This is a genomic window from Pseudomonas sp. NPDC088368 (assembly GCF_044753445.1).
Lineage (GTDB): Bacteria > Pseudomonadota > Gammaproteobacteria > Pseudomonadales > Pseudomonadaceae > Aquipseudomonas > Aquipseudomonas bambusae.
In genome coordinates this window covers 1-23,572 of record NZ_JBIVNG010000002.1, presented here as the reverse complement: position 1 = coordinate 23,572, position 23,572 = coordinate 1, and the positions used below count along the sequence as shown (strand labels likewise).

Genomic DNA, 23,572 nt, shown 5'->3' with positions numbered 1-23,572 from the left:
GAGCTACAAGCTAGACGCCTAGGGAAGGCTCGACAACGTCAAAAAATATGAGAAACACAACAAATCGTATCGACGAAGGATTCCCTATGAACGCGGATCATTGGCTCAAATACATCACCGCAGAAGGGATCGTGATTTCCCAGAGCCACTTGAAGGGAGACTGGGGGATTGAAATGGCAAGTGCTGACGGCTCGTATTTTCATTTCGTGGCCCAAGGGGGTGCTTTCTTCTCCATTGATGGCATGGATGAAGTTCAACTCTGCGCTGGGGACCTGATCGTCCTACCTCAAGGGGACGCACATAAGCTGAAACGCACGAAAAACAGCAGCACCGTTTCACTAGGACACTTCGTCAAGCATTCCAATGGCCTTCACCGTAAAGATCCCGATGCTACGAGCTTCCTATGTGGAGCGATCGGAATCGACAGGCATATGGTCATGCCCGCGATAAAGTCTCTTCCGAGATCGTTGCACCTTAAAGCTGGCTCAGGAAACGTCGCGCCCACCACCATTGAAGTCCTAAAGCAGCTACGGACAGAGGTCGAAAACGCCCAGCTAGGTAGTCAGGTGGTCATCAGAAACCTCCTTTCCACCCTTTTTGTTTATGTGCTCAGAGAGTGGTCCGAAAACGCCAAGGCCGAAGCCGGGACCTGGTTTTCTGCAATGCAAAATCCTCATATCGCTAAAGCACTGGCTTGCATTCACGAGAGGCCGAATCACAACTGGACGCTGGATCGACTAGCCCAAGAAGCCAATCTTTCACGCTCCACCTTTGCCAATCAATTCCGGGACTCTGTGGGCGAAACTCCACATTCGTATTTAACAAGGTGGCGCTTAGGGATCGCTGCGCAGCTGCTCAATCAGACGACCCTGAGCATCGGCGAGATAGCCTATAAGGTAGGATATCGGTCTGAGTTTTCCTTTAACCGAGCGTTTAAAGCTGCCAGAGGTCGCACCGCTGCGAAAGAGCGGGAATCGAGACAACCTCAGGGCACGCCTCTTCTGGTCCCCACGAAATGATGGTTAGGTCAACTTTGCAACCTCACCATCAATCCATTTTCGAGCGAGGATCGTTCTCGTAACAAGCATTGAGCTGGCCAGAATAGGCGTCGATATCTTCGAAAGACTCAGCGACATCTAGTGCGCTGATCCAGCATCATAGGAGCACATCTTTCTGCGTTGAGTAATCTTTGGCGGCGTTGCGGTGAAAGTCCAACGGGCGTCATAGGTGCAGCCATACCTTTTGCGGACTGAGGGGATTCCGATTTTGTCGTCATAGGAAACTTAGACCGTGCGCGGTTGCTTTCTGCGGACTAGGTGAAAGGCTAGCTCAGGATCGACCATGCTTATCCAGCGCTCCGATGTGTATGGTCGATGCGACACTCCCGCTAGAGAAGAAGCGTCTGGCTAGATGCTGTCTAGGGCCCAGGGCCTATCCACGACGACCATTTTTCTGAGCGGTAATTTTTGAAGGATGTTTCCATAGGCCGCTTCGCGAAATTAGCCAGGTAGAGACTCCACGCGTCGTCAACCCACGCAACCCCATGAAGCCCGATGTCCTGACCTACGATGGCGACCACGCTTGCATGTTTTACCTAGTCCCCGTGAATGCCCGAAAACTGCCTATCGTCATGTGACCCGGTGCAGACCAGGTTTCCAAAACCTGGGAACCACGGCTGGCGGCCGTGATGGTTTGCACGCTTTTTTCTGCGCCGTCAGTTCGGTGTGTACCGGATCGATTAACCGCGTCGTCGCAATGATGGGCGCAGCGTGACCGAGGCGACGGTCAAGCCAACCCCTGACGAGCAGCTTTGGCTCCAGCAACTCCTTACCAGGCTGTGGCCAGGCTATTTCAAAAGGGCGGATGTCGCTCAGGATTCGTAAATTCGTGAGCAGTTCTTTCGCGCCAGACACCGAATACGGGATCTTTCGACATGGCCGTGGCTTCAGATGGGGTGTCGGCAATATGCGACAGAGTTGGCCTCAGGTTTTTTTACCCACACCCAAGGTGGCGGGCTGAATAGCTGACCGCGATCAAGACCACTAAGGTCAGAGCGATTATTGCTTTCGAGCCGGGCAGCAGCTTCTTCTTCCCGGGAAATGACTGGCAGCCACGTGAAGCTAGCACTCATTAGCTTGACCATCAGCGCCAGGATTCGTCACATACCTGACGCTCGATCGATAAGCTGGATACGGCGCCACTTCGAGGCGCCTTTGCTTAGAATTCTTGCTTCATCAAGTAGGAGCATAACTGAAAACCGTTGTACTCATAGGTTGGTAAAGATTGCGTCTCACAAGGGCAGACTTACGGTGACGAATCAGTCTTCTACATCGCCCGCAGATTTGCGATTTACGGACTCCCGAAACTCGGTACGCATCGCGGTTCTCTGGGCCTCCATCGCTAAGCCAATGGTCACCTTTACATCTTTGGGGCCCACAGCCTCGCCACAACACTTGCAAGTAGGCACGATTTCAAGCTCGTGGCCGCAAGCCTTATGGGCTAATTGCAAAGGTCGTTCGACCTCATTCTCCGGCTGCATCCAGTCATTGCCCCACTGGCCCATCATAATCACCAGCGAGTGCAGCGCCAGGCCTTGGGCAGTCAGACGATATTCATAACGCGGGCGCTTACTATCGTAAAGTTCACGTACGACAACGCCATTTTCCTCTAGCTTAGCCAGTCGGGCCGTGAGTAACCTTGGCGACATCCCTGTAAGCGCTTGAAACTCCTCGAACCTACGAGTTCGAAGAAATAATTCCTTGATCAGCAACAATGTCCAACCATCACCTATCACGCCGATGGTTCGTGCGACGTTGCATGTGAGACCGCCAATTTCAGATTCTCGCATTGCCTTTCACTTCACATTGAGTAGTTAGAAAGTATAAGGCAACGCGAGCGGTAACGCTCTCAAGACTCCAGCAGCACCCGCTTGCCTATGATGCCGCTCCATCGTTCAAAATCAGGCATAGGCTGCTTTTGGAGCAGGATAGGTAGCCATGCTGGGTCGCTTGCATGTTCAGCGTTGAAGCCTACAAACCAGCGTTGATTTGGGGGCACTGCATGTTCTGAGAAAATTGCCTGCTCGGGACATGCCGGTACGCAAACGCCGCAATCAATACAGAGTGCTGGATCAATGACTAACAGATCTGCACCCTCTTTGAAACAGTCCACAGGGCAGATAGAGACACACTCGGTGTGCTTGCAGCGAATGCACCCTTCAGTAACGACATAAGTCATATAGCAACTCCTAGCCCGGTGCTCAGTTAACCCGCACTGGCATGCCCGAGCAGGTATTCGTTGGCGATCTCACGCAGCTTGAACTTTTGCACCTTTCCTGTTGCGGTCCGAGTGATGGCCATGAACAGCACGTGCTTGGGAACCTTGAAGCGCGCGAGCTTACTTCGGCAGTACTCAACGACTTCCTGCTGACTCAGATTAGCGCCAGGCTTGAGTACCAGAAATGCACAAGGCACCTCGCCCCATTTGGCATCATCTACAGCTACGACTGCGGCCTCCAGAACGCTAGGATGCCCATACAACACCTCCTCCACTTCGCCGGAGGAAATATTCTCGCCGCCGGAGATGATGATGTCTTTCGACCGCCCCCGGATGGAGATGTAACCCTCGGAATCCCGCACCGCCAAATCGCCGGTATGGAACCACCCATCCATAAAAGCATCTTGCGTTGCTAAGCGGTTTTTCAAATAGCCGCTCATCACTGTATTCCCACGAACCACAACCTCACCTACTGTCTGGCCATCACTCGGCACCGGCGATGATGTACCAGGGACAATCACCTCAAGTCCGCCACATGCGGGATAGCGCACGCCTGCACGGGCTTTACGGCGATACCTATCGGCATCTGGCAAACTATCCCACTCAGGCTTCCAGATACTGATTGCGACCGATGAATAGGTTTCGGTCAGGCCGTAGACTTGGGTTACTTCCGCGTTGAGTAACTCCATTTCCTGAATAGTTGCGGCCGCTGGAGCAGAGCCGGCAGTCAGGATCTGTACCCGGTTTGCAAACGGTTTCTTCACCGGTGTCTCGGTAGAGGTCAGCAGTGTGAGCACAATAGGTGCGGCGCAGAAATGCGTGACCTGGTACTTACCAATCAAGCGAAAAATCTCAGGCCCATCGATCCTGCGCAAACAAACATGAGTTCCGGCCAGGTGAGTCACAGTCCACGGAAAGCACCAGCCATTGCAATGAAACATCGGCAACGTCCACAAGTACACAGGATGCATGGGCATCGACCAGCCAATAGCGTTGGCCGTGGCGTTCAAATACGCGCCGCGGTGATGGGTGACGACGCCCTTGGGATCGCCCGTCGTGCCCGAGGTGAACGAAACTGCAATCGCATTCCACTCGTCCTGCGGGCCCAGGTGTTCATCGGGCAAGTGCTGTCCGATCAACGTTTCATAATCAAACTGACCTAGCGAAATGCAGGGGAATGCTTGCGTCGGATCAATCACCTCGACAGCGCATATGTCATGACTCAGGCCCGCAATGACCTGACGCATGACATCCGCATATTCACGGTCGAAGACGATTACTTTCGCTTCGCAATGCTCGACCTGAAAACGGATGGCCTCAACGTCGAGCTTGGTGTTGATCGGGTGCAGCACGCCCCCTGCTCCGTTTACCGCAAAGTGCATTTCGATCATTGCCGGAATGTTCGGCAATATGACCGAAACAGCAACGTCCTGCGTGACGCCCACAGATTTGAGGAAGCTGCTGAATCGGGAGCACCGGTCGTGCAATTGGGCATAAGTTTGCACCACGTCACCATAGGCAGTGGCGATTTTCTCCGGGTACACCGCAGCGGAGCGTTTCAAAAAGCTGACGGGCGACAATGGCGCATAGTTGGCGTCGCACTTGCCCAGGTCGTTACTGAAAATGGAAGTCATGGATGGTGTCCTTACAGGCTGATTGTTATCAACTCGATTTGTTCTTCAGATGTCATGGCGGCTCACGCCGCCTCAGGCAACAAGCGCCTCCTCGACGAATTCGAGGCGGTCCTGACCAAAGATCAGCCGATCGCCGACAAAGAACGTCGGGCAACCAAACACCCCCCGCTCTAGCGCGTCTTCGGTGTTTTTTCTGAGCAACGACTTGACCTCGGCGTGACTTATCAATGCCTCAAACTGCCTGGCATCAAGGCCGACCGGTGCCAACACGCGTTCAACCACCTGCGGGTCCGCCAGGTTTTCATTGTGTTTCCACAGCGCCTCGAATACCGCCTTCACGTAGCTTGAGAACTGCGCAGTGCCCAGCAAAGCGGTCGCCCCCCGCATGAGCGCTAGCGTGTTCAAGGGGAAGAAGGGATTGCGCGAAAACGGCACATGATGTTTGTCGGCGCAGGCGGCTAGATCCCCAAAAAACCATTTCTCCTTGGCAGGAAAAGTAGTGGGCGCAACACTGCCGACCGCTTGCAAAACGGCACCGAGCAGCACCGGGGTCCAGACAATTTCGATCGCACGGTCGCGCGCTAGGCGCATCAACCTGGCGTACGCGAGGTAGCTGCTGGGGCTGCCAAAATCAAACACGAACTCGACTGATTTCATTGAGAGGTCACTCCTGACACGCGTGTAATCACCAAGCTTCCAGGTACGGGCGCACGTCCATTTCAAAGGTCCAGGCGTCTCGGGGTTGTTGGTGCAGAAACAAGTAGTTTTCGGCGATGTGATCCGGGTTCAGAATCCCGTCCAGGGACTTAAGCTCGTACCGCTCGGGGAACAGCGTGCGAATGAATTCGGTATCGATTGAGCCGTCGATGACCAGGTGCGCGACATGAATACCCTGCGGCCCCAACTCGCGCGCCGTGCTTTGCGCCAAGGCACGCAAGGCGTGCTTGCCCCCGGAAAACGCAGCGTAGTGTTTGCCACCGCGCACGCTGGCGGTGGCTCCGGTGAAGATCAGGCTGCCCCTCCCGCGCGGCAGCATCACTTTCGCGGCTTCGCGTGCCGTGAGGAATCCAGCGAAGGCGCACATTTCCCAGACCTTGAAGTACTTTTGCGCGTCAGTTTCAACAAGAAGGAATTGCACGTTGGCCCCAATATTGAAGACCACTATCGCGACCGGGCCGATCTCACGCTCGACCTGCGCGAAGAATTCCACGACCTGATCTTCCTTGCGCGCGTCGACCCCGAAGGCGCGAGCGTTGCCGCCAGCCGACTGAATGCCTTCGACCAGTGCGGCGAGTTTTTCCGGCGTGCGCCGCGCCAGGCACACGAAATAACCTTCGCGAGCAAAGCGTCTCGCGATGGCGCTGCCCAAGGCATCGCCGGCGCCGATAATCACTGCTGTCTCTTGTGGCATGCGCTCAGCCCTTTTGATTGTTGCCGGGTGATCTCGACCCCATGAACAGGCCGAATAACTGGCGCGTTAAGTGGGCATTTGATAGGCCTTGTACTCAAGAAACTCATCAATGCCAAAAGCTCCGCCTTCACGACCGATTCCAGACTGTTTGAAACCACCAAAGGGCGCCAGCGCGTTGAATGCGCCGCCATTGACCGTGACCTGGCCGGTGCGCAATCGACGCGCAATCGCCATGGCGTGCGCATCGCTGTCCGACCATACCGCGCCGCTCAAACCGAACGCCGTGCCATTGGCAATGCGCACAGCGTCGTCCTCATCGTCGTAACAGATGATCGACAGCACCGGGCCAAACACTTCCTCCTGCCCAAGCACCGAATCGGGCAGCACGTTGCCCAGAATCGTCGGTTGCACGTAATAACCACGTTCCAGACCTGGAGGTCTCTCTGTACCGCCAGCAATCAACTCAGCACCCTGTGCAAGGCCTTTTTTAATGAACGTAAGCACCCGATCCCGCTGAGCGGCCGAGGTCAAAGGCCCCAGCCGGGTGGTGTCAAGAAAGGGATCGCCGGGCACCAGCGCGCTGACATGTTTGAGGGCCAACGTCTTCACTTCGGAGTACCGAGACGCTGGGACCAGCAGCCGGGTCAGCGCCGAACAGGTTTGACCGGCGTTCAGGAAACACGCATTGAGTGTCGCTTTGACGGCGCTCGAAAAGTCGGCGTCGTCGAGCATGATCGACGCTGATTTACCACCCAGTTCCAGCGCCACACGCTTGACCGATTCGGCGCAGCGCGACGCCACCCGCTTACCCGCCAGGGTGGAACCGGTGAAAGAAACCATTGCCACGTCAGGATGGGCGCTCAGCGCTTCACCTACCGTAGAACCCAGGCCGGTGACGAGGTTAAACACACCCGCAGGCAAGCCCGCGGCTTCGATGACTTCGGCCAGAATGAACGCGTTGAGCGGTGCGATCTCCGACGGTTTCAGCACCACTGTGCAGCCAGCGCCCAACGCGGCTGCCACTTTCAGCGTGATCTGGTGCAGAGGGTAATTCCATGGGGTGATCGCAGCCACCACGCCAACCGACTCTTGGGTGATCAATGAATTGCCGATCCGCTGCTCAGTCACGAAGTCATCTACCAAATCCGCCACGCTGCGCCATTGCGCTATCGGACCGGCGACTTGAATAGCGCGCGTTTGACGAATCGGCATGCCCACCTCGGCGCATATAACCTCGGCCAACTCCGTCGCTCGCACTTGCAGGCCATCTGCAATTTTGCGCAGGTAAACCGCGCGTTCGCTGGGAAGCAGTTTTGACCATGACTCGAACGCGTTGCGTGCAGCGGCCACCGCCATGTCTATTTCAAAAGCCCCGCCAAGCGGGATGGCGCCCATCCGTTCTTCGGTGGAAGCGTTGATCACGTCCATGTGCTCACCTGAGCGAGAAGCGACCCATCGTCCATCGATGTAAAAACAGTTTCTGAGCGTCATGACGAATGCTCCGTGAACGCAATAGGCTGGGTGACTTTCAAGATGCGACAGGGAATGCCCTTCAAGTGCGGAATGCCTTGCTCGCGATCGAGAAACTCATGTTCGTCGCTGGTTATCATCGCGTCGGAATACATCCACGCCCCCGAAAGGTTTTCCTTGCCTTGGGCGGTTTCCGGCAGCCACCAACCGTGAGGAATACGCACCAGCCCTAGCGGCATGTCCGGCCGAATTTCAGCGCGAGCCCGCACCTTCCCAGCCTTGGTTTCCAGTTCTATCCATTCATCTTCCGCCACCCCAAACGTCTGGGCGGTGAGGGTGTTCATAAAAGTCTTCGGCTCCGGCGTCAGACGCCGCAGCTCTGGGACGTGCCGATGGCCAGTTTGAAAAAAGCCGTCGTCGCGTACGCCCATGAAAAGAGTCAGCGGAAATCCCTCCTCTACACCGGGTGCTTCTCGGTAATAAGGCAGCGGATCGAAACCTAGCCCGTCGAGGATACTGGAGTACAGCTCGACCTTGCCTGAGGGCGTAGCAAAACCCGTTTGCTCGTACTTTTTATAAGTGGGTTTGTGCCCATAGAACTGCTGTTTGTCGACCAACTGGTCGAAGGTGAACCCCGTACCACGCAAGCGATGGTCGTAAAGGTCCTCAAGTGTCCGCCACGGAAAGTGGTCGCCAAAACCCATGCGATGCGCGAGATCGCGCCAGAATTCATAGACACTCCGGCACTCCCCGGGTGGTGCCATCGCCGGCTTAGCCAGCGAGATCGTCGACGACCAATGCAACCCATCGTATACAAGCGGGCGCTCTAGCCAACTGTCCCCTGGCAAGATGTAGTCCGCTAGCTGTGCTGTGGGCGTCTTGACGTGCTCATGCACAACCACCAAATCCTGATTCATCATGGCCTTGTAGATCAGCTTCATATTAGCCAGGCCCATCATGGTGTTGTTGCCTAGCGAGATGAACGCCTTGACCGGATACGGATCGCCGGTAGCCATAGCCTTGAAGGTTTCTGAAGGGTTGGCCATATAACAGCCTGTAAGCAAATTGGCGTACGCCCTTCCCCAAACCTTTAGCGTGGGCTCCATCAGCCCCGCCATACCTCGATAAGTGAACGCCGGGTAGCGACTAGCGCCCAACTGCTTGTCCTTTTGCGCCGGAGGCAAGGCTTCGTGCAGCTCCAAATCGGTCTGCGGAATGACGTCTGGATTAAGCCCCATGAACAGTTCGCCGCCGGGAGTGTCGATGTTGCCCGTCAGCGCACGCAAAGCGCAGTGCAACCGGATAGCGGAGGTGCTGTTAAGTTGCTGATCGGTGATCGGCGTCCATGGAATGATCGCGGAAGCTGCGTTGGCATACATTCGTGCGGCCTGCTGGATGAGATCGACGCTGACGCCGGTAATATGGGCGACACGCTCCAGCGAATATTCAAACACGCGGTCACGAAATGCCTCGAAGCCGACAGTCCACTTAGCCACAAAGTCTTTGTCGTACAGCTCTTCGCTGATGATCACGTGCAGCCAGCCGAGGGCCATAGCAGCGTCAGTTCCTGCACGCAGCGGCAACCATAAATCAGCAAGCTCAGCATTTTCGCTTCGACGCGGATCGAGAACGATCAGCTTGGCCCCGCGCTCTTGGGCCCGCCTCAGCTTGTTGTAGACGGGAGTCCAACTGTGCTTCTTGGGATTATGACCGAAAAGCGCGATACATTCGGTCTTGTTGAAATCCGGATTGGGAAACCAGCCGTAAACCATTCGGTTAATCGCTGCGGTATTGCCAGCGCACATTGCAACGCCACTAATCCAGTTAGGAGAACCCAAAAGATTCATGAAGCGACGCCCGGCTCCGTTATCGACTGATGTGTTCCATTCGCTAGTCGCGACGGCCAAAGCCTCAGCGCCGTGCTCCTCCACAACGCTACGCAAACGCGCGGCAATGTCAGTCATCGCCTCTTCCCAAGAAACACGCTCCCACAATCCTGAGCCCCGCTCGCCGACCCTTTTCAACGGATGTAGGACGCGATCCGGATGGGAAAAACCTTTGTGGGCATAGATCCCTTTGACGCAGATGTTGTCCCTGAGCGAAGGCTTGAATGAGGCGCGAATTTTTATGACCTTCCCATTCTCGACTTGGGCCACAACTGGGCAGGCGATGTCGCAGCTCGCGCAGATCATGTTCTTGTTCTCGATCATGCGTTCCTGACTCATTTTTATTCTCCTGGGCTGGATCCGAGTCGAATCCAATGCTGTCCGGACATGACTGCATCGTAAGGCTTTACTAACTATACAAAGTGAAGTCAGACTAGCTACAGGTTGCCCATGGGTCAACACTTCTTCTGATTCATCTGCGCGAAGTCAGTTGCGGAAGGAGAACATCGACCGTTTCCACCCTAGGCATTAGCTACTCAGAGGATTAGGAACATGAGCGAAGACACGAAACTAAAACGCCTCTTTCTAGAAGATTTAGCGCCGGGAGATAGCTTCGCAAGCGCGTCTTATCTCGTTGATGCAGATCAGATAAAAGCCTTTGCAGTGGAATTTGATCCTCAGCCGTTTCACCTTGATGAGGTAACAGCCCAAGCGACTTTTTTCAGAGGACTCGCGGCGAGTGGATGGCACACAGCGGCAATCACAATGCGTTTGCTGGTCGAGAGCGTGCCTTTCGACTGCGGTCTGATTGGTCTTGGCAGTGAATTAAGCTGGCCGGCCCCCACGCGGCCAGGGGACCAGCTCCACGTCGAAAGTGTGATCGTATCTATAGCGCCGTCAGTGTCTAAGAAAGATCGTGGGGTTGTTACTGTACAAAGCGAGACCCTGAACCAAGACGGGCACGTCGTTCAGCGAATGGAAGCAAAACTGCTGGTGTTACGCCGGTGAAATCCCAGCGCTAAACTCACCTTTCGCTGAGTATTCTGAATCGTACTTACCGCGCCAGGGCATGGTATGCGAGCAGCAGCGCGGCAGATATGCCGGTCACTGAAAAAGCCTGCTGTAAGCGCGCACCAGCTAAGTGGTCGGCAACCTGTCGACCGCCAATCAAGCCAAGGACGGCGCCCGCCGCAAACGGTATTCCAATACGCCAGTTCAAGGTACCAGTCAGGGCGGCACCCACTACACTGCCGCATGATACTAGGGCAATAACCGCCAGCGACGTCGCGGTGATGCTCTTGATATCCAGATTGGTGCAGCGTGTCAGCGCAGGAACGATAACAAAACCTCCCCCGACGCCTAACAACCCAGACAACAGGCCTGCCATAAACCCCGTGAATGCGAGCGCGCGAGCACAGGGCAGCGTCCATCGCAAACGCCCCTCAACTGGATTAAGAACGCAAGCCATAGGCTCTCGCCTTTGCGACTGATGCGAATTGCCAGGCTCCCGCATCGATTTGTGCAACATGCGTAAGCACGTCCCCATTAAAACGACGGCGAATGCTATCGCTAATGGCGCGTTTGGAACTCGTTGGGCTATGTAAATACCCAACGGAGCGACAGCGACTCCGACCAATGCAATAGCGGCTGCGGCGCGATAGCGAACTATCCTTTGCCGCAACCCTAATAACGCGCCAACTGACGCCGAGAGGCCAACAGCTAACAAGGCAATGGGGGCGGCTTGATTCATCGATAAACCAAGGCCGATAATCAGAACGGGTACTGCGAGAATTCCTCCGCCCGCACCCGTTAAGGCAAGAACCGCACCGATGAAACCACCCAGCAGAACGCTCAATGCATTGTGTTCAATCATTCCGATTCCCTAGGGAGACGACCGCTTCAGGGCGTGCGAATCCGACAAGCCAATTGTAGTTGGTCAACACCATAAAGTGCCTGCCGCGGCAATGGGCTCAGAGGGTGTTCATCGGTATTTTTAGGTACCTAATGCCATTCGCTTCAGGTTCTGGAAAATGGCCACCTCTCATGTTGACCTGCACCGATGGCAAAATCAGAGTCGGCATAGCAAGCGTTGCGTCGCGGGCTTCCCTCATTGCAACGAAGTCGTCTTCGCTCAACCCGCCACGGATATGGATGTTGGTGAGCTGCTGAGCCTCGACCGTCGTCATGCACTCAATGGGGCGACCATTTGCGCAATAATCGTGGCACATGAAAATCCGCGTGCTGGCAGGCAGGGTCAGGATCTTTTCAACTGAGCGAAATAAGGTCCGAGCGTCACCTCCGGGAAAATCACAACGGGCAGTTCCGTAGTCCGGCATGAATAAGGTATCCCCAACAAAAGCCAAGACCTCATCCTCAACACGAACCACATAGGTCATACAGGCCGGCGTATGTCCTGGGGTATGCATCGCGCTGGCAATGAGTGTTCCTACGGAGAATGCCTCCCCATCTTCAAACAGGACATCAAACTGGCTACCGTCTCGCTTGAAGTCCTCCCCCTCGTTAAACAGCGTTCCAAACGCCTCTTGAACCTCTGTGATCCGGCTGCCTATTGCAATGTTTCCTCCGAGCCGCTCCTTCAAATAGGCGGCGGCTGAGAAGTGGTCGGCATGGACATGGGTTTCGAGTATCCATTCCACCGATACACCCAATTGCAGGACTCTCGAAATAATCGCGTCGGCCGATCGAGTGTGCGTGTGACCCGACTTGGGGTCGAAATTGAGAACGCTATCGATGATTGCGCAACAACCTGCTGTCTGATCCAGTAACAAATAGCTGAACGTAGACGTATCCTCGTCCAAGAATGGTTCAACCATGACTTTTCCGCCTATAAGCATATGACTGCCCTCATTGCGCAGTGCCAGTTTCGGAAGACGTAGCTGCATTGACCGTTCCCCCACACTTTCATGAGAGGCCCTTTCCATGCACGACATGATCGAGCTTTATGGCGCACAGACTGGTAACTGCTTTCGTGCCGCTATCGCATTGATCGAAGCAGATATCCCTTTCACAGTGCGCCATGTAGATCTTCGCGCCGGGGCTCACATGCAGCAGCCGTTCATGGCGCTCAATCCGGCGGGCAAGGTACCTACTCTGGTAGACCATAACTGCACACCATCGCTGGTTATCAATCAGTCGAACGCCATCATCCAATACGCCGACGCTAAGGCGCCCGGGACGCTTGCCCCGTCGGAGATCGGCCCCGGACGTTTCAGAGTTTTTGACCGCTATTTCTTTTTCGTCACGGATGTTATTGCGACTAGCCATGCTGCTTTTTTTCTCAAACGTGTCGGGCTGAGAGACGCCGCCGCACCACTCGATCATCGAGTGGTGGAGCAGCTGCTGCTGGCGGAGAATTTCCTGACCGAGGCCTATATGGCTGGTGGGGCATTCTCAATGGCAGACATCTCCGCCTTCACTCTCGCGGCGACCATTGAGGATCGTTTACCATGGGACAAGCTCCCAAAACTCCAACAATGGTTTGAACGTATGCGCGCAAGACCAAGCATTGAGGCAGGTATGCGCGCATTCGAGGTCTAGTCAGTCAGCCGTGCCGGAAAATTTCGCTTGGCGGGCTGCAACCACTGAGCCGGCGTGCTCAAGATCAATAGCTCTTGTAGGGCAGAAATTTGCCCGACAGCACCACGTTTACCCGGTCGCCTTTGGGATCAGATTCACGCTGAATGTCCATGGAAAAATCGATCGCGCTCATGATGCCGTCGCCGAACTCTTCATGAATCAATTCTTTGATCGTCAGGCCGTAGACATTGACCATTTCGTACCAGCGATAGATCAGCGGGTCGGTCGGCACCGCGGTCGGCAAAGAGCCCTTGTAGGGCACAACCTGCAACCAGGCCACTGCTTCATCCGACAGCTCAAACACCTTACCGAGTGTCTCGGCCTGCGCTTTGTCGAGCTTCATCTGCCCCAGGCAACCGGCAGTCGTCCACTCTTTGGATAGGCCTATGGTTTCTGCAACGTCACACCACTTGAGGCCCTTGCGAACCTTGGCGGCGAGGATCAATTGGGTGACTTGGTCGCGATTGGAAAACATGGAAAACCTCTCTGATTGAGTTATGCAGCTAATTGGGTCAAACGGTGGCTCACGCGACAATTCGCAGCTTTGAATCCGACGGCCCATCAGGCCCTGGAGGCGGACTGTCGTCGGGCAAGCCGGGATAAACGATCAGTGGGTCAGTCAACGTGCCGGACTGCGCGTTTTGCTCCTGAATCGTCTTTGAACGACGGACCAGGAAATCCACCAGGTGGTTACGGATGCGATAGAACTGCGGGTCATGGTGGATGGTTTCGCGTGAGCGATCACGCGGTAGGGTATTGACCACGATCTCCGCGATACGGGCGTGAGGACCATTGCTCATGAGCATGATCTTGTCCGCCAGAAGAATCGCCTCGTCGACATCATGGGTGATCATGTAAACGGTCTGCTGGGTAGCCGAACAGATGCTCAGCAACTCGTCCTGAATGACACCGCGAGTCAATGCATCAAGGGCGCCGAAGGGCTCATCGAGCAGCAGCATCTGGGGTTCGACCGAGAACGCACGGGCAATGCCAACACGCTGCTTCATGCCACCGGACAGTTCGCTTGGCTTCTTCTGCCCTGCCCCTTTAAGCCCGACCATCTCCAGGAAGCGTTTGCCATGTTCAGCCACTTGGGCCTTGGACCAATCGGGATGACGGGAGCGCACGGCGAATGCAATGTTCTGATCCACTGTCATCCAGGGCAGCAGAGCGTGATTCTGAAACACTACTCCACGGTCCAGACTGGGGCCGGAAATCTCGCGACCACCCATCACCACTGTGCCGCTGCTGGCCTCATCAAGGCCGGCAAGGATGTTCAGGATGGTGCTCTTGCCGCAGCCGGAGTGGCCAATCACACATACGAACTCGCCGCGCTGGATCGAGAAACTGATGTCTTCAAACACCGGGGGAAGGTCATGCCGATAACGCTTGGTGAGCCCTTCGACCTTGACGAACGCAGGTGTGCGGCTGGTGGTTTCATTCAGCATAAGTCACCTTCTTTTGCAGGGTGGCGAACAGCAAATCCAGGAGCATGCCCATCACACCGATCATGAGGACCGCGAAGATCACGTTGGACAGCGACAGGTTGTTCCACTCGTTCCAGACGAAGTAGCCGATGCCAGCGCCACCGATCAGCATCTCGGCGGCGACAATCACCAGCCACGCGATGCCCATGGAAATCCGCATGCCGGTGATGATCGTCGGCGCGGCAGCAGGCAGAACGACCATGAAGGCTTTTCTCAGCGGGCTGACTTCCAGCGTGCGCGCCACGTTGAGCCAGTCCTTGCGCACCGCTGCCACGCCGAATGCGGTGTTGATCAACATCGGCCAGACCGAGCAGATGAAGATCACGAAGATGGCCGAGATCGACGAGTCCTTGATGGTGTAAAGCGCGATGGGCATCCAGGCCAGCGGGGAGATCGGCTTGAGTACCTGTATGAACGGGTCGAGCGCGCGATACAGCAGTGGCGACATGCCGATGGCAAAGCCCAGAGGTATCGCCACGAGCAGAGCAATCAGATAACCCACCGCCACCCGTCCCAGCGAATAGGCCAGTTGAATCCCAATACCCTTCTCGTTAGGGCCTCGGTCATAAAAGGGATTGCTCAGTTGCTTGAACGCCAACGTCGAAAACTGCACAGGCGTGGGAAACCCGCTGACTTTGCGCTGCTCGCTGCTGACGCTTTTGCCCATCAGCACGGCGTATTCTTCATCCATCGCCACCTTTGCCGACTTGGCCACCGGCAACGTTGCCAGCTGCCAGACCAGTAACAACATTGCGAGCATCGCCAGTGACAACAGAGCCGCCCTGAACCTTAGTGTTTTCATCGAAAGCTCCTCTTACACGCGCTTGATGGCGAAACCATCGAGATAGGCCTTGGGTTGAGTAGGATCGAACGGGCGGCCCATGACCGAAAACGCCTTGTAGCCCGACAACGGTTCGGCGCTGGCCTCGCGCATATCCAGCTCGTGCATCTGGCGGCGAGCGTCGGTCATCAGGAACACCTGCTCGGCGATGCCGTTGAAATCCATGTCGCCCTTGATATAGCCCCAGCGCTTGAGCTGGGTGAGCATCCAGGTCGCCATCGAATACCAGGGCATCGGATCGAAGTCAGAGCGCCGCGGATCGTCCTGCACCACACCCAGCCCATCGGCAAATCGACCGGTGAGCCCTTGGCGGATGACGATTTCTGGCTGGTTCAGGTAATTCGGAGTGGAGATGGTTTGCGCGATCATCGTGCGATTGGCCGGGTCGCGTGCCATCGCAGCAGCGTTGAGAATGGCCCGGTACAAGGCAGCAAAGGTATTTGGGTTCTCTTCGATGAATTTCTGTGACGTGCCAAACGAGCAGCAAGGGTGACCGTCCCAGATTTCCTTCGAGAGGATGTGGATAAAGCCAATTTCGTCGTACACCGCCCGCTGATTGAAAGGGTCGGGACCCAGAAATCCATCGATATTGCCCGCGCGCAGGTTGGCGATCATTTCAGCAGGTGGCGTCACCCGAAGCTGCACGTCGCGGTCTGGATCAAGGCCATGCTCGGCCAGGTAATAACGCAACAGGAAGTTGTGCATCGAGAACTCGAACGGGATGGCGAACTTGAAGCCCTTCCAGTTGCGTGGATCGCGATTGTCCTTGTGTTTGAGCGCCAGGGTGATCGCCTGACCGTTGGTGTTCTGAATGCTCGCAACGCGCATCGGTTGAGCGTTGGAGCCAAGACCGAGCGAGATGGTCAGCGGCATCGGTGCGAGGAAGTGCGAGGCGTCCAGTTCACCGTTGAGCATGTTGTCGCGAACCAGCGCCCAGCCTGCGGTTTTTTGCAACGTGACGTTCAGGCCCTGCGCCTTATACAAGCCCAGCGGGTCAGCCATGATCAGCGGCGTCGCGCAGTTGATCGGGATAAAGCCGATCTTCAGATTTTTCTTTTCCAGCGCGCCGGGCTTGTCTTCAGCCATGGCCTGCATCGCTTGAATCGGCAGCAAACTGTTGATGGCCGCCATGGCCGCGCCGATGCCCACGGCCTTAAGAAATCGGCGACGGGTGTTGTCGTTGGGAAAGAGCGCACGGATCGCCGCGGTCTCGACGAAATCCCGAGACAAGGCTTCTGCATCTTGCCCGCGTGCCATACGGGCACTTTCGGCACCGGCATCATGCGCCTGCTGGCTGGCGTGCTGTCCGCAGGTGCAGCCCGACAAGGTCGAATCGGTGCTGTACGGGCGGTAAAAGTTGTCGTCGCTCATGCCCAGTGTCCTTGTGGAAAGTGAGGGTCAGGCCGCTGCCTGTCCAACTTGCAATGTGGAGGCCATGAGGCCGTCGAGGTCCTGCTCCATCCGAAGATGCCCCTCGCCTTGCTCGACGACACGCCACGTCCCGGCAGCTGACGGCAGGCCGCGCAGTACGATGGGCAATGAACGTGTTTTCAAACGGATGACCGGCTGCACGTGGACATATCCCTCGTGTGCCTTACCCAGCAGCGCATGGGCAATTACGTTGGCCTGCAATGAAATCGGCTCCACGAATCGGCACGGCAGACCCGCCAGGCTGATGCAATCGCCCAAAGCGTGAATATCAGGATCGCTGGTCATCAGGGTGGTTGGATCGACCTGAATGCCCCGGTCGAATGCCAGTCCGGCGTTGTGGGCCAACCGGCCATCAGTGATCAAGCCCGTCGCAGCCACTACCTGATCGAATTCGAATTGGCGACCGCACTCCGTTGCCAGAGTCTTCACGCCGTTCGATGTGCCCTCGATACCTGCCACCTGCACACTGCTGACGAACGTGATTCCCAGGCGCTGCTGGCTGCTCAGCAACAGTTCCGCGGCGAGGTCAGGCAAAAGCCCTGTCAGTGGCAACGGATTGCGGTCGATCAGGGTAACGCTGTGCCCTGCCCGTGCGAAATCTTCTGCCAGTTCACACCCCACCATGCCGGCGCCGACGATAGCAACACGCTGAGAACTCTGGCTCAAACGGGTCTGCAATCCCGACCACTCGTGGAGGTTGTTGACGCGCCAGCACAACGCTGGTGGCAACGCGGCCGGCAGTGCCGGGCGAGCGCCTTGAGCCAATACCAGCTTGGTATAATTGAGGGTGCCACGGGTGGTGCGCAACTGATGCAACGCGGGTGTAAGTCCCACCACCGACGTTTCGGTGTACAACCTTACGCCCAGTCGAGCGGCAGCGTCATGCGCGGTCTCACGCACCAGTGATTGCGCAGTTTGGCCACGACTCACCGCCAGTGACAGCTCCGGCTTGTGATAACGGTTTCCGTTGCAGGCGCTGACCAGAGTAATGGGCACCGAACCGTCCAGTTCGCGAATGGCCTCGACCATCGCCCAGCCCGACAGACCGCCGCCGACCACGACAATCCCGGTGCCGCGATGGGCGCTCGGCACGTGGCCCACCGCCTCGACTTCACGTTTGACGAACAGCTCAAAATCAGTCTTGGTCACGCCACACAGCGGACATTCCCAATCGTCCGGTATATCTTCAAAACGGGTGCCCGGCGGCAGGCCGCTGTCCGGATCACCCAATTCCTCGTCGTAGATCAGCCCGCAGGCGCGGCAGATGAATTGCAGCCAAGGTTTGGTCAGCGCGCTCATGCTGGCAGCTCCTCTTTCATCAACCGCGCCATTTCCCAGCGCAGGTGTTTGATGGCAGGCGTGACGATGGCGACGAAATGAGCTTCACGGATTCTGCGCTGCGGGGCGGCACTCATCCGGTAGCCACGAGCGCCCTGGTGCAGCAAGGCGGACTGCGAGGCCTTGAGGGCCAGCTCAGCGCCTTGCACCCGCGCATCGAGTACGTCGAGCAAATAATCCTTGCTGGTTTCGTACGGCGTCCGGCATAGCTTCAGCACCCGGTTGTTAAGATCGTCGAGTTCAAACTGCAACTCGTCCGGGCCGTTGTGCAGGAACTGATTCACGTGCCCAAGCGTCGACTCGACCTCACGAATCGAGTCGATGCTGCCTTGCGTGACGCCCGTGGCCATCCCCGACTGAAGCAGGATGAACGCGCCACGGATGCGCTGAATGAAAGGTCGCGCAGGATCGGCAATCAGGTTGTCCTGCGCGACAAAGTAATCCACCAGCCGAATACCAAAGGTACTGGTGCCTTCCATGCCGGAAAACTCCGGGCAGGTCTTGAGTTCAACACGCTCATCGATGTCGAGCATGAACATGATCTCGCGGGAGATCGAACCATCGTCTCGTTCCACACCCGCAATAGCGCCGCAGTATTGGCCACGGTTGATGTGACTGACCCACGGCAAGGCACCGTTGACCACGTAACCCCCGGCGACTTTGCGGGCCCGCAGGATGAGGGTTTCAATGCCCGCCAGGGCCTTCATGGGATTGGAGAGCGCCGTACCGCCGAAAGTGAGACCTTCGGTATGCGCCTCCAAGCGGCCACGAAGCGCTGCGTTGTCCGACTGATCCATGTACAGGCCGCAGACGTCATGGCACCACATCAGAAACCCAGTCGAGCCGCAGCTGCGACTGGCCTCGTGCATGCTGCCAATGGCGACGTCGAAGCGATTGCCTTGCTGCTTCAGATGCGCCGCAAACGCGCCTGCCTGTCCGAGGGTTGCCATGATATCCAGCGGGTAATGACCTTCATCGATCCGGTGTGCCGCCTGCGCCAGCGGGCCGGTCGCAATGCGACTGACTTCACTAAGCACCTGGGCGTCGTCGCTCCAGTCTGCGGTGCGTCCCGCAGCGGCGAAAGCAACAGCAATGTTGTTCATGGCAACTCCTCCCTCAGTGGTGTACGTCAACCTTGGTGCGCTTGACCCAGTAGCCGACGATCACTCAGCCAGGCTGATGCTGAACGGAATCGGATTGCGCAAGGTGTTGGCCATTGGCGAGGCGAAGTTCGCCAGGCGGACGATTTCATCGAGGGTTTCGCGGGAAGCATCGCCTTCCACCAGTACTTTCACGCGGATGTCCTGGAAGCCCATTTCCAGCGGCTGTTTTTCCGCACCACCGGCACCCCACGCCGAGGGGTTGCCGATGTCGCCTTCCAGAAACACTTCGAGTTTGCTGAGTTTGACGTTCATCCAAGTGGCGACAGCGGTGATGCCTACGGCGAGGCAACCGCCGAGGCCGGACAAGATGATTTCGCCAGGCGCCGGCGCCGTGTTTTCGCCAAAAAGATGCAGCGGCTCATCGACTACGACTGGGGTGTGATCGCCCACATAGCTGAGAGTGCGGAACATGCCTTGAGTGACCGTATGGACCTTATTGGTACCGCGCATCTGAGGATTATTGCGACCTTTTTCAGCGAATGCTTCCAGGCCCGCCTGATCGATTGGCTTCAGATAAGTGGCGGCGACTTGTGCGGTTGTAGCGGACATGTGTGATCTCCATTTGGCTGAGCAATGGGCTTGCTGGAAGTGCAGAGCCCTTTCGCCAATGGACTATCGCAACCGGTGTGCCAGTTTCTATCGAACACATTGTTTTATTTCATTATTCATATTAAACAGTAGGTTACGGATACACCAAGCTAAGTTGCCCGTTTTCCTTAGCGCATTTAATCAAGCCAGCGGCACAAAAAAAATGTCGACAATGTAAACATTGTCGACATTTCCTCCTGCTCACTCCCTTGTTAAGGATGGAGCTTTTTCCAGCGGTAATTGAATTGACGTGCGGTCATTCCCAGCATTTGCGCAGCACGAGACTTGTTTCCTCCACAACGCTCAACGGCCCGATGCAGCTCATTGGCCGAATGAGAACTGGCTGCCACGTACGGGCGCACGATGTCGTGATTGAATTCCGCCACAGGCACGGGATCCTGACCAACAACAGGCGCAACAGCGTTTCCAGGCGCAGGCAGAAACCGCTCGATTTCCGCTGCGCTTAAAACAGGCTTGTCTGCCAGAAGGACCAGCCTCTCTATCAGGTTAGACATTTCCCGAATGTTGCCTGGCCAGCCATACTGTTGCAGACGCTCTATCGCAGACGCGTCAAAACTGACGTTACGTTGATTCGCCTGGTTGATACGGTTGAGAAACTGCAATGCCAACGCTGGAATGTCCTCGGGCCGGCTGGCCAGGGTCGGCAGATGGATTGGAATCACGTTCAGCCGGTAGTAAAGGTCCTGACGGAAAACGCCTTGACTGACTTCATGGGCCAGATCCCGGTTCGTTGCGGCAACGAGACGTACGTCGACTTTAACCTCGCGCTTGCCTCCTAATCGGGTAATCGTTCCTTCTTGCAGCGTCCGCAGAAGTTTGGTCTGCATAGACAACGGTAGTTCTCCGATTTCATCGAGAAAAATCGTACCGCCATCGGCTTGCTCAAACCAGCCCTCACGCGCAGTGTTGGCTCCCGTGAATGCACCCCGCTCATAACCGAACAGTTCAGACTCGAAGAGCGTGTCGGGAATAGCGGCACAGTTGATCTTGATAAAAGGTTTATCCTGCCGCGGGCTGGCGAGGTGCAGCGCGCGTGCAAAGAGTTCCTTGCCAGTGCCGGACTCGCCCAGAAGCAAGACACTGGCGGTGGAGTTGGACACTCTTTCCAGCTCTGAAATCGCCTGAAGAAGCTGCGGCGAGCTGCCGACGATGCCGTAGCGATTGGTCCGGGTTTCCAATGCTCGGGTCAGCTGCTGATTGCGCATCTCCAATGCTTCGGTCTTCTCTTTTATGTATGCCCTTAGATGCAGAACTTGACCAACCATGGTCGCCAGGATGCGCAGGATGCTGATGTCATCAGTGAGAGGTCTAGCCCGCATGCGGATACGGTGCGTAGCCAGTACGCCAATGACCTTCTGCCCAATCATGATGGGTAAAGCGATATAGGAGACAGGACCAGAGGGAAGCCTGGAGCGTTCGACCACACGCCCTAAGAACGAGGGTTCTTTATCGATATCCTGGACAATGATCAATTGGCCCCGGGCGAGAACACGGCCGGTTATTCCCTCGTCGGGCTCGTAAATGCCTCGCTTGATTTCCTCACGCGTCAGCCCGTATGCATAACGGATACTCGCGCGCTTCGAAGATTCATCGAACAGGACGATTCGCCCACGGTTCAGCCCCAGTAATTCAGAGAGCAGGTGAAGCATTTCGTTTGGCACGTTATCCGAGGTCAGATCCTTACCCATGAGCCCAGTCACCTGCTGCAAAAGAAGCATTTCTTGGGATCGCCAGAATGCGGGCGATGCTTCAGTGTCCTGATCGCTGTCTACGTTCTGCAATTGTTCTCTCCACGTCCTGTCCAGACTCGGCACTCGGGTTTACAGCAAGTTTCACTAATGACCATGCAAGATCTCTTCCCCCCATCAACAGACATTCAGACCAGTTCTCTGACTCGAACCAAGAAGAACGGTGAGTGAGACAACGGGTTTGGTCACAGAAAACGTTGAAGCGTTGAAGCGTTGAAGCGTTGATGATGGAGCTATCGTTCCCTCTGCTGAACGTCAGCGCGGAGCAGATGGCCGCGATTACCAACCCCACAATAACCTTGGCCCACCATGAACGGAGCAGACCATTGGCTGAACTACCTCGTTCCCGAAGACGTCGTCCTGGCACGGTCAAAGCTGAAAGGCGAATGGGGGGTCAGTTAGAACAGAGCGAAGGTGTCTATTTTTATTTCTAAGCGACTGCACGTCTTAAGCAGGCGCGTGCTATCGCTGGCATCGCTGAAGCTGATCGGATGCCGCAGATCGGTCTCAGCGCCGGCGGGCAAAGAAACCGTGAATCGTCCAACAATCTGTCGGGTGGCATTGCCGTAGGAGCCCACACGACCTATCAGGCCAGCCTGACGGCCAGCTATGAGGTTGACCTGTTCGGCCGAGTGTCGTCCAACGTCAACGCTGCCAACTCGGACGCCGCCGCCAGCGAAGCCAGTTACCGCTCGGTGCTGCTGTCGCTGCAAGCGGACGTCGCGCAAACCTATTTCCGGCTGCGCGAAACCGATGCAGAGCTGGCAACCCTGAATGAGACCGTACGGTTGCGGGAACAAACCGTACACGTCACGCAGAGCCGGTTCGATCTGGGTGATGTCGGTGAGTTCGATCTGTCGCGAGCCAAGACAGAATTGTAGACGGCGCGCGCTGAAGCGGTCGCCCTGCAACAGCAGAGAGCAACCAATGAGCATGCGCTCGCTGTACTGTTGGGCAAGCCAGCGTCGAATTTCTCCGCCAGCAGTCAACCGCTCAACGACATTGCCTCGCTGCCGCAGATCCCGACAGGCATGCCTTCGACGCTGCTCCAGCGTCGCCCGGACATCGTCATCGCTCAGCACGAAATGGAAGCGGCCAACTCGCGTATCGGCGTTGCCCGTGCCGCGATGTTTCCGGCGCTCAATCTCAACGGTGGCATTGGAGGCGTCGGCACCTCGGTAGCGGACATTTTCAACTAGAGCAGTCGCTCTTGGGTACTGGGTGCGCTCATGTCAATGCCGATCATCGACGGCGGCCGCAACAGGAACAATGTGAAACGCAGTGAGGCTGCTCTGGAAGAGTCGGTTGCCACTTACCGACAACAGGTGCTGGTCGCGTTTGCCGAAGTAGAAGACAACTTGGCTGGCCTGCGCATTCTGGCTAATCAGGCGCAGCAGACCGACGAGGCTGTAGTCTCGGCCCGCCGTTCGGCGGAATTGGCCCAGATGCTCTATGAAGCCGGTCGCACGGGCTATCTGGACCTTCTGGAGGCGCAACGCAACCTGACAACTGTGGAACGTAGCGCTGTTCAGCTGCGTGGTAGTCGAGCCGTCACCACTGTTGCCCTGGTGCGTGCACTTGGTGGCGGTTGGGACGGTCAGCATAGCGACCAGCAACCAACCACTCCTATCGTCAGCCGCTGACCTCACGAAAGTTGCAACAAAGGATAGGTTGGTCCTGC

The 23,572-nt window shown here is 56.4% G+C and carries 20 protein-coding genes and 3 pseudogenes; 6 read left to right on the top strand and 17 right to left on the bottom strand.

Translation table 11 applies throughout. From position 1 onward, the window contains the following. Positions 1-86 precede the first annotated feature (86 nt). Together ACIQAL_RS03530 and ACIQAL_RS03525 are read left to right on the top strand one after the other, a co-directional pair. A complete protein-coding gene (locus ACIQAL_RS03530) occupies positions 87-1,019 on the top strand; it encodes an AraC family transcriptional regulator (RefSeq protein ID WP_401142468.1) in 933 nt (310 codons plus the stop codon). 524 nt (positions 1,020-1,543) lie between these two features. Beyond that, positions 1,544-2,092 (top strand): annotated as a pseudogene (locus ACIQAL_RS03525) (alpha/beta hydrolase); the annotation flags it as partial. A gap of 225 nt (positions 2,093-2,317) precedes the next feature. Here ACIQAL_RS03525 and ACIQAL_RS03520 read toward each other — a convergent pair. The 7 genes from ACIQAL_RS03520 to ACIQAL_RS03490 form a co-directional block, all read right to left on the bottom strand. Beyond that, positions 2,318-2,848: a winged helix-turn-helix transcriptional regulator gene (locus ACIQAL_RS03520; protein WP_401142466.1), complete on the bottom strand. Its 531-nt coding sequence runs from the start codon at positions 2,846-2,848 to the stop codon at positions 2,318-2,320. A gap of 59 nt (positions 2,849-2,907) precedes the next feature. Further along, a complete protein-coding gene (locus tag ACIQAL_RS03515) occupies positions 2,908-3,237 on the bottom strand; it encodes an indolepyruvate ferredoxin oxidoreductase subunit alpha (protein ID WP_401142463.1) in 330 nt (109 codons plus the stop codon). Between the two features lie 26 nt (positions 3,238-3,263). Beyond that, entirely contained in the window at positions 3,264-4,910 is a 1,647-nt protein-coding gene (locus ACIQAL_RS03510) for an AMP-binding protein (protein ID WP_401142461.1), read from the bottom strand. Positions 4,911-4,982: 72 nt separating this feature from the next. After that, a complete protein-coding gene (locus ACIQAL_RS03505; protein WP_401142458.1) occupies positions 4,983-5,567 on the bottom strand; it encodes a 2-hydroxychromene-2-carboxylate isomerase in 585 nt (194 codons plus the stop codon). Positions 5,568-5,595: 28 nt separating this feature from the next. Then, positions 5,596-6,321 (bottom strand): SDR family oxidoreductase, encoded by a 726-nt coding sequence (locus ACIQAL_RS03500; RefSeq protein WP_401142455.1) that lies wholly within the window; start codon positions 6,319-6,321, stop codon positions 5,596-5,598. Between the two features lie 66 nt (positions 6,322-6,387). Then, positions 6,388-7,812: an aldehyde dehydrogenase family protein gene (locus ACIQAL_RS03495; protein ID WP_401142452.1), complete on the bottom strand. Its 1,425-nt coding sequence runs from the start codon at positions 7,810-7,812 to the stop codon at positions 6,388-6,390. Then, positions 7,809-10,016: a molybdopterin-dependent oxidoreductase gene (locus tag ACIQAL_RS03490; RefSeq protein WP_401142450.1), complete on the bottom strand. Its 2,208-nt coding sequence runs from the start codon at positions 10,014-10,016 to the stop codon at positions 7,809-7,811. Before ACIQAL_RS03490 ends, ACIQAL_RS03495 begins: the two co-directional genes overlap by 4 nt. 213 nt (positions 10,017-10,229) lie before the next feature. Between ACIQAL_RS03490 and ACIQAL_RS03485 the strand changes: the two genes are divergently transcribed. Further along, complete coding sequence (locus ACIQAL_RS03485; protein ID WP_401142447.1) at positions 10,230-10,685, top strand: MaoC family dehydratase; 456 nt, start codon at positions 10,230-10,232, stop codon at positions 10,683-10,685. A gap of 46 nt (positions 10,686-10,731) precedes the next feature. On the opposite strand, the gene ACIQAL_RS03480 is transcribed toward ACIQAL_RS03485, so the two are convergent. Further along, positions 10,732-11,550 (bottom strand): sulfite exporter TauE/SafE family protein, encoded by an 819-nt coding sequence (locus ACIQAL_RS03480; RefSeq protein WP_401142444.1) that lies wholly within the window; start codon positions 11,548-11,550, stop codon positions 10,732-10,734. 97 nt (positions 11,551-11,647) lie between these two features. Continuing rightward, complete coding sequence (locus ACIQAL_RS03475) at positions 11,648-12,532, bottom strand: MBL fold metallo-hydrolase (protein WP_401143719.1); 885 nt, start codon at positions 12,530-12,532, stop codon at positions 11,648-11,650. 85 nt (positions 12,533-12,617) lie between these two features. Between ACIQAL_RS03475 and ACIQAL_RS03470 the strand changes: the two genes are divergently transcribed. Next, positions 12,618-13,235, top strand: coding sequence for a glutathione S-transferase family protein (locus ACIQAL_RS03470; protein WP_401142441.1), 618 nt, complete (start codon positions 12,618-12,620; stop codon positions 13,233-13,235). A 64-nt stretch (positions 13,236-13,299) separates the two neighbouring features. On the opposite strand, the gene cynS is transcribed toward ACIQAL_RS03470, so the two are convergent. From cynS to ACIQAL_RS03430, 8 genes are all read right to left on the bottom strand, one after another. Continuing rightward, a complete protein-coding gene (gene cynS, locus ACIQAL_RS03465; protein ID WP_401142439.1) occupies positions 13,300-13,749 on the bottom strand; it encodes a cyanase in 450 nt (149 codons plus the stop codon). Positions 13,750-13,798: 49 nt separating this feature from the next. Continuing rightward, complete coding sequence (locus ACIQAL_RS03460; RefSeq protein WP_401142436.1) at positions 13,799-14,722, bottom strand: ABC transporter ATP-binding protein; 924 nt, start codon at positions 14,720-14,722, stop codon at positions 13,799-13,801. Next, positions 14,712-15,563: a nitrate ABC transporter permease gene (gene ntrB / locus ACIQAL_RS03455; RefSeq protein WP_401142433.1), complete on the bottom strand. Its 852-nt coding sequence runs from the start codon at positions 15,561-15,563 to the stop codon at positions 14,712-14,714. The genes ACIQAL_RS03460 and ntrB overlap by 11 nt, the downstream gene beginning before the upstream one ends. A gap of 12 nt (positions 15,564-15,575) precedes the next feature. Continuing rightward, a complete protein-coding gene (locus ACIQAL_RS03450; protein ID WP_401142430.1) occupies positions 15,576-16,973 on the bottom strand; it encodes an ABC transporter substrate-binding protein in 1,398 nt (465 codons plus the stop codon). A 27-nt stretch (positions 16,974-17,000) separates the two neighbouring features. Further along, entirely contained in the window at positions 17,001-18,332 is a 1,332-nt protein-coding gene (locus ACIQAL_RS03445) for an FAD-dependent oxidoreductase (protein ID WP_401142427.1), read from the bottom strand. After that, positions 18,329-19,474, bottom strand: coding sequence for an acyl-CoA dehydrogenase (locus ACIQAL_RS03440; protein WP_401142425.1), 1,146 nt, complete (start codon positions 19,472-19,474; stop codon positions 18,329-18,331). The genes ACIQAL_RS03445 and ACIQAL_RS03440 overlap by 4 nt, the downstream gene beginning before the upstream one ends. Before the next feature lie 60 nt (positions 19,475-19,534). Further along, positions 19,535-20,083: an OsmC family protein gene (locus ACIQAL_RS03435; protein WP_401142422.1), complete on the bottom strand. Its 549-nt coding sequence runs from the start codon at positions 20,081-20,083 to the stop codon at positions 19,535-19,537. Between the two features lie 251 nt (positions 20,084-20,334). Continuing rightward, positions 20,335-21,924, bottom strand: a complete 1,590-nt coding sequence (locus ACIQAL_RS03430) for a sigma-54 interaction domain-containing protein (protein ID WP_401142419.1) — start codon at positions 21,922-21,924, stop codon at positions 20,335-20,337. A 416-nt stretch (positions 21,925-22,340) separates the two neighbouring features. Between ACIQAL_RS03430 and ACIQAL_RS03425 the strand changes: the two are divergent. Then, positions 22,341-22,772, top strand: a pseudogene (locus tag ACIQAL_RS03425) (TolC family protein); the annotation flags it as partial. Positions 22,773-22,922: 150 nt separating this feature from the next. Then, positions 22,923-23,534 (top strand): annotated as a pseudogene (locus ACIQAL_RS03420) (TolC family protein). Positions 23,535-23,572: the final 38 nt, after the last annotated feature.

What these genes read in the sequence shown, in the direction of transcription:
- ACIQAL_RS03485 (WP_401142447.1), top strand. Translation starts at nt 10,230, where the DNA reads ATGAGCGAAGACACGAAACTAAAACGCCTCTTTCTAGAAGATTTAGCG.
- ACIQAL_RS03480 (WP_401142444.1), bottom strand. Translation starts at nt 11,550, where the DNA reads ATGATTGAACACAATGCATTGAGCGTTCTGCTGGGTGGTTTCATCGGT.
- ACIQAL_RS03515 (WP_401142463.1), bottom strand. Translation starts at nt 3,237, where the DNA reads ATGACTTATGTCGTTACTGAAGGGTGCATTCGCTGCAAGCACACCGAG.
- ntrB (WP_401142433.1), bottom strand. Translation starts at nt 15,563, where the DNA reads ATGAAAACACTAAGGTTCAGGGCGGCTCTGTTGTCACTGGCGATGCTC.
- ACIQAL_RS03475 (WP_401143719.1), bottom strand. Translation starts at nt 12,532, where the DNA reads ATGCTTATAGGCGGAAAAGTCATGGTTGAACCATTCTTGGACGAGGAT.
- ACIQAL_RS03505 (WP_401142458.1), bottom strand. Translation starts at nt 5,567, where the DNA reads ATGAAATCAGTCGAGTTCGTGTTTGATTTTGGCAGCCCCAGCAGCTAC.
- ACIQAL_RS03510 (WP_401142461.1), bottom strand. Translation starts at nt 4,910, where the DNA reads ATGACTTCCATTTTCAGTAACGACCTGGGCAAGTGCGACGCCAACTAT.
- cynS (WP_401142439.1), bottom strand. Translation starts at nt 13,749, where the DNA reads ATGTTTTCCAATCGCGACCAAGTCACCCAATTGATCCTCGCCGCCAAG.
- ACIQAL_RS03450 (WP_401142430.1), bottom strand. Translation starts at nt 16,973, where the DNA reads ATGAGCGACGACAACTTTTACCGCCCGTACAGCACCGATTCGACCTTG.
- ACIQAL_RS03470 (WP_401142441.1), top strand. Translation starts at nt 12,618, where the DNA reads ATGCACGACATGATCGAGCTTTATGGCGCACAGACTGGTAACTGCTTT.
- ACIQAL_RS03490 (WP_401142450.1), bottom strand. Translation starts at nt 10,016, where the DNA reads ATGAGTCAGGAACGCATGATCGAGAACAAGAACATGATCTGCGCGAGC.
- ACIQAL_RS03445 (WP_401142427.1), bottom strand. Translation starts at nt 18,332, where the DNA reads ATGAGCGCGCTGACCAAACCTTGGCTGCAATTCATCTGCCGCGCCTGC.
- ACIQAL_RS03460 (WP_401142436.1), bottom strand. Translation starts at nt 14,722, where the DNA reads ATGCTGAATGAAACCACCAGCCGCACACCTGCGTTCGTCAAGGTCGAA.
- ACIQAL_RS03530 (WP_401142468.1), top strand. Translation starts at nt 87, where the DNA reads ATGAACGCGGATCATTGGCTCAAATACATCACCGCAGAAGGGATCGTG.
- ACIQAL_RS03520 (WP_401142466.1), bottom strand. Translation starts at nt 2,848, where the DNA reads ATGCGAGAATCTGAAATTGGCGGTCTCACATGCAACGTCGCACGAACC.
- ACIQAL_RS03500 (WP_401142455.1), bottom strand. Translation starts at nt 6,321, where the DNA reads ATGCCACAAGAGACAGCAGTGATTATCGGCGCCGGCGATGCCTTGGGC.
- ACIQAL_RS03435 (WP_401142422.1), bottom strand. Translation starts at nt 20,083, where the DNA reads ATGTCCGCTACAACCGCACAAGTCGCCGCCACTTATCTGAAGCCAATC.
- ACIQAL_RS03440 (WP_401142425.1), bottom strand. Translation starts at nt 19,474, where the DNA reads ATGAACAACATTGCTGTTGCTTTCGCCGCTGCGGGACGCACCGCAGAC.
- ACIQAL_RS03495 (WP_401142452.1), bottom strand. Translation starts at nt 7,812, where the DNA reads ATGACGCTCAGAAACTGTTTTTACATCGATGGACGATGGGTCGCTTCT.